10 protein-coding genes are annotated in these 6,000 nt (G+C 62.1%); 6 read left to right on the forward strand and 4 right to left on the reverse strand.

The features are described from left to right. The first annotated feature begins 64 nt into the window (after positions 1-64). Positions 65-1,024, forward strand: a complete 960-nt coding sequence (locus AC0L23_RS20105) for an OmpA family protein (protein ID WP_018457614.1) — start codon at positions 65-67, stop codon at positions 1,022-1,024. A 301-nt stretch (positions 1,025-1,325) separates the two neighbouring features. Here the strand turns inward: AC0L23_RS20105 and AC0L23_RS20110 are convergent, their stop codons facing one another. Beyond that, on the reverse strand, positions 1,326-1,532 hold the full coding sequence (locus tag AC0L23_RS20110; protein WP_377787463.1) for a hypothetical protein: 207 nt from the start codon (positions 1,530-1,532) through the stop codon (positions 1,326-1,328). 95 nt (positions 1,533-1,627) lie between these two features. Then, positions 1,628-2,491: a formate/nitrite transporter family protein gene (locus AC0L23_RS20115; protein ID WP_018457612.1), complete on the reverse strand. Its 864-nt coding sequence runs from the start codon at positions 2,489-2,491 to the stop codon at positions 1,628-1,630. Between the two features lie 191 nt (positions 2,492-2,682). On the opposite strand from AC0L23_RS20115, the gene AC0L23_RS20120 reads away from it, so the two are divergent. Genes AC0L23_RS20120 through AC0L23_RS20135 form a run of 4 tightly spaced genes read left to right on the forward strand, consistent with a single transcriptional unit; the run spans position 2,683 to position 4,899 of the window. After that, the gene (locus AC0L23_RS20120; protein ID WP_377787594.1) at positions 2,683-3,135 is read left to right on the forward strand and encodes a DUF2231 domain-containing protein; all 453 of its coding nucleotides are present in this window, start codon (positions 2,683-2,685) and stop codon (positions 3,133-3,135) included. Further along, positions 3,132-4,466, forward strand: coding sequence for a PQQ-dependent sugar dehydrogenase (locus tag AC0L23_RS20125; RefSeq protein WP_446480701.1), 1,335 nt, complete (start codon positions 3,132-3,134; stop codon positions 4,464-4,466). The genes AC0L23_RS20120 and AC0L23_RS20125 overlap by 4 nt, the downstream gene beginning before the upstream one ends. A 22-nt stretch (positions 4,467-4,488) precedes the next feature. Then, positions 4,489-4,692, forward strand: coding sequence for a hypothetical protein (locus AC0L23_RS20130; protein WP_007611681.1), 204 nt, complete (start codon positions 4,489-4,491; stop codon positions 4,690-4,692). 36 nt (positions 4,693-4,728) lie between these two features. Next, complete coding sequence (locus tag AC0L23_RS20135) at positions 4,729-4,899, forward strand: hypothetical protein (RefSeq protein ID WP_166520788.1); 171 nt, start codon at positions 4,729-4,731, stop codon at positions 4,897-4,899. A gap of 54 nt (positions 4,900-4,953) precedes the next feature. Here the strand turns inward: AC0L23_RS20135 and AC0L23_RS20140 are convergent, their stop codons facing one another. Next, on the reverse strand, positions 4,954-5,337 hold the full coding sequence (locus AC0L23_RS20140; protein WP_085351261.1) for a type II toxin-antitoxin system VapC family toxin: 384 nt from the start codon (positions 5,335-5,337) through the stop codon (positions 4,954-4,956). Further along, positions 5,334-5,591 (reverse strand): type II toxin-antitoxin system Phd/YefM family antitoxin, encoded by a 258-nt coding sequence (locus AC0L23_RS20145; protein WP_018457607.1) that lies wholly within the window; start codon positions 5,589-5,591, stop codon positions 5,334-5,336. The genes AC0L23_RS20140 and AC0L23_RS20145 overlap by 4 nt, the downstream gene beginning before the upstream one ends. A 49-nt stretch (positions 5,592-5,640) precedes the next feature. Here AC0L23_RS20145 and AC0L23_RS20150 point away from each other — a divergent pair, with 49 nt between their 5' ends. Next, entirely contained in the window at positions 5,641-5,892 is a 252-nt protein-coding gene (locus tag AC0L23_RS20150; RefSeq protein ID WP_377787450.1) for a hypothetical protein, read from the forward strand. The last annotated feature ends 108 nt before the right edge of the window (positions 5,893-6,000 follow it).

Below are 6,000 nucleotides of genomic sequence, written 5' to 3' on the forward strand. Positions count from 1 at the left end.
TGGTCCTGCGGCCGTCCGGACGATCACCGACGAGTTCCTATTTGTCGATTGCAGGTCGAAGAGAATGTTCCACAAAACCGGTCCGGGCAAGGTTGACGTCGATCTGGATTTTTCGGGAGTGGGGGTTTTGCACGCGCGGCTTTGGAATTTCGATTTCGATGACTTTGCCGGCTACCAGTTTCGGGGCTTGAAGACAGAGCACTTCGAATTTCTGAAGAACAAGGTGGTTCCCCTGGTGGAGCACGACGCTGGTCAGATCTGGATGACGGGATCCGCGAGCCGGATCGGTACGGCTGATTGGAATATGACGACATCAGCCAACCGCGTCATTACGGTCGCGCGGTCTCTGTCAGAGATGGGCATCCGCCCGGAGCAAATGCAGACGCACGCCATCGGCAATACGCAGACGGCAAATCACAGGCTGGACGAAGACAACGATAGATCAGTGGTCCTTTGGGTTCTGCCTAAGGTCTATTTCGAACCGATCATAAAGCCAGACTTGCCGCGACCCGTTCCGCCGAAGCCAAAGGTCAGTCGAAATTTCAAGATAGCCATGCTGCTTGAGGTCGACGGTTCGATCTCGTTTGCAGCGAGAGCGGCCATCAAGCGCATCGTGAAGGGCAGGGCCGGAGCCGGGATTGCGTTTGCCAGCGCGTTGTTCTCCATATGGGACACGGAAAACAATTTGAAGTGCACCTACGTCTATGCGGCGGTCGGCCTAGGCTTCGGCTTGACCCTTCCGAAGACCGGCGGCAGATCGGGTACTCTGCATGGCCCCTGGAATTCGTTTACGACCGAAAAGCCCATCTCCTGTTCGCAGTTCGGCAAGTCAATGCGCTTTACGACTATCGGGATAGGGGACTTAAGCAAGAACTGGATCTTGCTGGAAACGCCCAGAGGAGTGAAGGACGTCTACTTGAGCATCAGCACGGGCACGACCATCGGCGGCGGCGCGTCGACCTACCCAGCCCATTTGAGCGCTTTCGTCCCGCTAGAGCGACCGAAGCCGTTTGGCGGGCCTTGAGTGAATCGGCTCATCATAACCTTTAGCCGGCGTCGGCGAGGGGAGCTCCGGGTTGACCCGCCGTAGTGATCTCAATGGGTCAAAAAACGCCCAAAATGTCAGAATAACCTTTGAAGACACTACAGTATTTCGAGACTTCCAAGCTGAATACGAGGGTTCGATTCCCTTCACCCGCTCCATCCCAACAATTGATGCATCTTGATTGACCGACTTTGACCGTCAAGTCGGTCCCGGTGACGGCTGGAGCTTGGAGCGGGCGGCCTTGCGATAACCGGGTGCGTTTCGGGTCGGCAGAGCGGCTCTATTCCTGTTTGCCGTCCTTCTCCTCGCGCTGCTTCCGGGCACGATCGACTGCGCCGCCCTGGGGCTGCCCGCTGACCTTCACGCCGGGGAGATGATCGACCTTGTCGTTGGCGGTATCTTCGGCACGCTGCAATTCACGATCGATGATGTCGCGTGATCCTTCGGCCGGGTCCTTGTCGAATGGGCTCTTGGTATCGGTGCTCATGATTGATCCTGCTCGTCGGCGCGCGTTGATTTGCCGAGGCAAGCTCGGCTCGGGCCCATCGTTCCTGTCGAGGCGGCAGCTTTTGTGCAGGCTCTTTACTCCCTGTGGTCGTCGATTTCGGGGGCGACCTGTCCGTAGTTCAGCAGGGCCACGAGGGTCGTTCCGCCCAGAATATTGCCCAGCAGTGTCGGTACGAAGAAGTCCGAGGCATATTGCGAGAGCGACGCCAGGCCGCTCTGCACCAGGAAGGCGCACTCGACCGAGCCCGCGATGATGTGCGCGAACTGGCCGAGCGCGACCACATAGGTCATCACGACGACGAGGTGCGGGCGCGATCCCTTCACGGCAGGCAGTAGCCACGCCATCAAGGCGATCAGCCAGCCGGCAAAGATCGCCCGGACAAGGGTCGTCGCGAACGTACCCTCGATGGTGTGGCGGCTGAGATCGACGAAGGCGCCCACGATGCGGGGTTCGAAGATGCTGGTGTGCGCGAGCACGGATCCAACGGCCCAGGTTCCTGCGATGTTGGAGGCGAGGACCAGGCCCCAAAGCTTGATCACGCTCCCAAGCGTGCCGAGATCCCTGTTGTGCAACAGCGGCAGCATCGGCGTCAGGGTGTTCTCGGTGAAGAGCTGCTGCCGTCCCAGCACCACGACCAGGAAACCGACCGTGTAGCCGAGCGGAGCCACCAGCCGTCGGGTGGCCTCGTCGGAAATCAGCGCGTGAAACTCGCCCTGGACAATCAGGGACAATCCCATCGAAAGGCCGGCGGCGAGGCCGGACAGCACGATGGCCCACCATCGCCGCTCCAGTTCCTGCTCACCCTCGGCGCGGATCGTCTCGTGGATCAGCGCTGCGCTAGGCCGGCTCTGGGATTCGATCTGTTTCGTCTGCCGCCGCGAGACGCCGTCGAGCTTTGAGGCTGGATTGAAGGAGGCGCCGTCGCCAGGCTGGTCCACTCCGCGGTCTCCTGAAGGGCAGGTTCATCTCAATGCCGGGATCAAGGCTCGAAGCGGCAAGGGGTTCCTGGTAAGTGCTCGCACGCCGCAGCGTTGTTGAGGCACAGCGGCGCGTGACCGACGATCAGGAACCTTCGTGGAAAGCGGGTGTTTTCTACCGGGGCGGGTGGCGATCTGACGAGAGGCCAACTGTGCAAGACAATTTGCGTGTGCGCTCGACCGCGCAGATCGCGGGCCATCCGATTCATCCGATGCTGGTGCCGATACCGATCGCTTGTTTCATCGGAGCGCTGCTGACCGACATCGCCTATGTCGTCAGTGCCGAGATCATGTGGGCGGATTTTTCCGCCTGGCTTCTGGTCGTCGGCGTCATCTTTGGCGTACTGGCGGCGATCGCCGGCCTGACCGATTTTCTCGGCAACCGCCTGGTGCGGGCGCAACCGCCGGCTTGGCCGCATCTGATCGGCAACGCGCTGGCGTTGGTCTTGGCGATCGTCAATGCGTTGATCCACACGCGCGATGCCTGGACCTCGGTGTGGCCGACCGGGCTCATTCTTTCAGCCATCACCGTATTGATCCTGCCGGTCACCGGCTGGCTCGGCTGGGCCATGGTGTATCGCCACGGCGTAGGAGTTGCGCGATGAACTCCGCAATCGCTCGGGTGCTGTTGTGCGCCTCGCTGCTGTGTCTCGCCGGCTGCAATGACGGCAGTGGCGATCCGAAGGCGCAAACCGGCGCCAACCCGACGCTGCCCGACATCCAGCAATACCTGCTGCCGCCGATGCACATCGCCCGTATCGTCGGCTGGAAAAAGGACGAGACCCCGGCCGTCGCGCAGGGCTTGCAGGCCAAGGCCTTCGCGACCGGCTTGCAGCACCCCCGATTTCTCTACGTGCTGCCCAACGGCGACGTGCTGGTGGTGGAATCCAAGGCGCCGAAGGGCGCTCCGATCAAGCGGCCCAAGGAAATCGTGATGGGATACATCGAGTCCTGGGCGACATCAGGCGGCGACACCGGCGCGAGCAACCGCATCACGCTGCTGCGCGACAGCAACGGCGACGGCGTGCCGGACGTGCAGAGCGTCTTCCTCGACCATCTCAACTCGCCGTTCGGTGTCGCGCTGGTCGGCAACGATCTCTATGTCGCCAACACCGATGCGATCGTCAGATATCCCTACACCGAAGGCGATACGAAGATCACCGCGCCGGGCACGGTGCTGACGCCGCTGCCGGGCGGACCGATCGATCATCACTGGACCAAGAGCCTGGTCGCGAGCCCCGACGGTTCAAAGCTCTATGCCGGCGTCGGCTCCAACAGCAATATCACCGAGAACGGCATGGAGGCCGAGCACAATCGCGCCGCGATCCTCGAGATCGACCGTGCCAGCGGCCGCTGGCGCATCTTCGCGAGCGGCTTGCGCAATCCCAACGGCCTCAGCTTCGAGCCGCAGACCGGGACGCTGTGGACGGTGGTGAACGAGCGCGACGAACTCGGTCCCGATCTCGTGCCGGACTACATGACGTCGGTGAAGGACGGCGGCTTCTATGGCTGGCCCTACAGCTATTACGGCCAGCACATCGATCCTCGCGTCAAGCCGGAGCGTCCTGATCTCGTCGCCAAGGCGATCGTGCCTGACTATGCGCTGAGCTCGCATGTCGCGCCGCTCGGCATGGCCTTCAACACGAGCGCGAGTTTGCCGGCGGCCTATCGCGGCGGCGCCTTCGTCGGCGAGCACGGCAGTTGGAACAGGCAGGTCTTGAACGGCTACAAGGTGGTGTTCGTGCCGTTCACGGATGGCAGGCCGAGCGGTCCGCCGCAGGACGTCGTCACCGGCTTCCTCAACAGCGACAACCAGGCGCGCGGGCGGCCCGTCGGCGTCGCCATCGACAAGACCGGCGCGCTGCTGGTCGCCGATGACAGCGGCAACACGGTGTGGCGCGTGACGGCGGCGCACCCGCAGCTCACGCAGCGATAGATAGATCTCGAGGAGTTACACCATGGGCCTTGCTCAATACACGATCGTGCCGGTGCAGGACGAATGGGGCGTGCTGCACGACGGCGACGTCAAGAACAGATACTCCACCAAGGAAGCCGCGTTCGAATCGGCGGTGGCTGCCGCCTCGCTGGCGCTTCGCGAGGGACACGAAGTCCATGTCAGCGTGCCCGGCCGCGAAGCCGGCGAGAACGCGCTGGGAATTTGATGGGACACTCCGAGCAGAACACTTCAGGAGGCTGCGATGACCAAGCCCCGTGAACCGAACGGCATTGAACCCTCCCGCTCTGAAGACGACATTCAGCGAGACCAGCTCGGGCCGCGCGGCGTGCCGGGTGCGCCGGATCCGGCCAAGATGACACCCCAACGCGACAAGAAAACGCCGAAGCACGTCGATCCCGGTCACACGGCCTGACGGCTGCCCCGCGGCTTTTCTGTTCGGCCGGTAAGTCGGCGCCCGGCCGTCGACTTACGCCGCCGCAACGATATCCGTCTTGGCAAAGTCGTCGCCGACATAAAGAAGTGCGCAGCCATGCTCCTTGGCGACATCGTAGGCGAAGCAGTCACCAAAGTTGAGACCGGCAGGACGAATGCCTTTGCCCCAACGCGAGTAGATTTGCGCCACGCGTTCGGCCGAAGCTTGGGTCACCGAGATCACGTTCAAACCGAGATCGTTAATCAGCTTGTTCATCTCTTCGTCGACGCCCCGCCGTGCCGCGACGATCAGGCTTTCTGCAACGGAGGCCGCCGAGATCAGGATTTCGTCGGCGGTGTCCAGCGCGGTGATGCAAGCATCGGCTTGCGGTTCGTCGAGCACGATCGCCATCAGTGCGGAGGTATCGACTGCGATCATTCCGGCAGTCCGTCATCGCCGAAAAGAAAGTCCTGACTGCGCGCGGCGCTCGGTCCGGGAATAGCTTTGGCCCCGCCGGTCCTTCGCGCCGCCTCAAGCGCGGTCCGGCGGGTGGCGCGGTCCGGCGAAAGCTTGACCGGGACGAGCCGCACCGCGGGATGCCCATGCCGCGTCAGGATCACCTCGTCGCCGGCCTCTGCGCGGCGGACAAGATCGGTCAATTGTCCTTTTGCGTCGGTAACGGAGACCCGCATCTCATTGCTCCTTCCTCAATTTTCATAAAATGGACCATGCGATGGTCCAATGTCAACCACCTCCCACCCCGCCATCGCCGGACGCGATCTCGCGGTTGATCTCGGCATGAGCCTGCCGGCGGTGTTCGCCGGACCTCCGCGCCCAGGCTCGCCAAGTAACATCATGTTAGGTTTGTCGAATAACTGGGTAATTGTGTTAGCCCGGCGAAAGCTTATCGTCGCCACCAAGCAGACACCCATCGGCAATGACAAGCGCTCGCGAAACTCCGCAGAGCGGCCGGAGAGTGCTGCCCAATTTTGAGCGAAGCCCGTCAACGGGACGTCAGCAAAACCCAAGGGAGATGCTATGGGGCGGCGGCGAGGATATTGCATCCATCGTCGCTGATGTGAACCGATGGAGCATCCCATG

The sequence above is a fragment of the Bradyrhizobium sp. MI1.4 genome (assembly GCF_055811315.1).

Excerpts from the sequence above, each read along its gene's own strand:
- AC0L23_RS20105 (WP_018457614.1), top strand. The coding sequence starts at position 65 with ATGTTCCACAAAACCGGTCCGGGCAAGGTTGACGTCGATCTGGATTTT.
- AC0L23_RS20110 (WP_377787463.1), bottom strand. The coding sequence starts at position 1,532 with ATGAGCACCGATACCAAGAGCCCATTCGACAAGGACCCGGCCGAAGGA.
- AC0L23_RS20125 (WP_446480701.1), top strand. The coding sequence starts at position 3,132 with ATGAACTCCGCAATCGCTCGGGTGCTGTTGTGCGCCTCGCTGCTGTGT.
- AC0L23_RS20130 (WP_007611681.1), top strand. The coding sequence starts at position 4,489 with ATGGGCCTTGCTCAATACACGATCGTGCCGGTGCAGGACGAATGGGGC.
- AC0L23_RS20135 (WP_166520788.1), top strand. The coding sequence starts at position 4,729 with ATGACCAAGCCCCGTGAACCGAACGGCATTGAACCCTCCCGCTCTGAA.
- AC0L23_RS20140 (WP_085351261.1), bottom strand. The coding sequence starts at position 5,337 with ATGATCGCAGTCGATACCTCCGCACTGATGGCGATCGTGCTCGACGAA.
- AC0L23_RS20145 (WP_018457607.1), bottom strand. The coding sequence starts at position 5,591 with ATGCGGGTCTCCGTTACCGACGCAAAAGGACAATTGACCGATCTTGTC.
- AC0L23_RS20150 (WP_377787450.1), top strand. The coding sequence starts at position 5,641 with ATGTCAACCACCTCCCACCCCGCCATCGCCGGACGCGATCTCGCGGTT.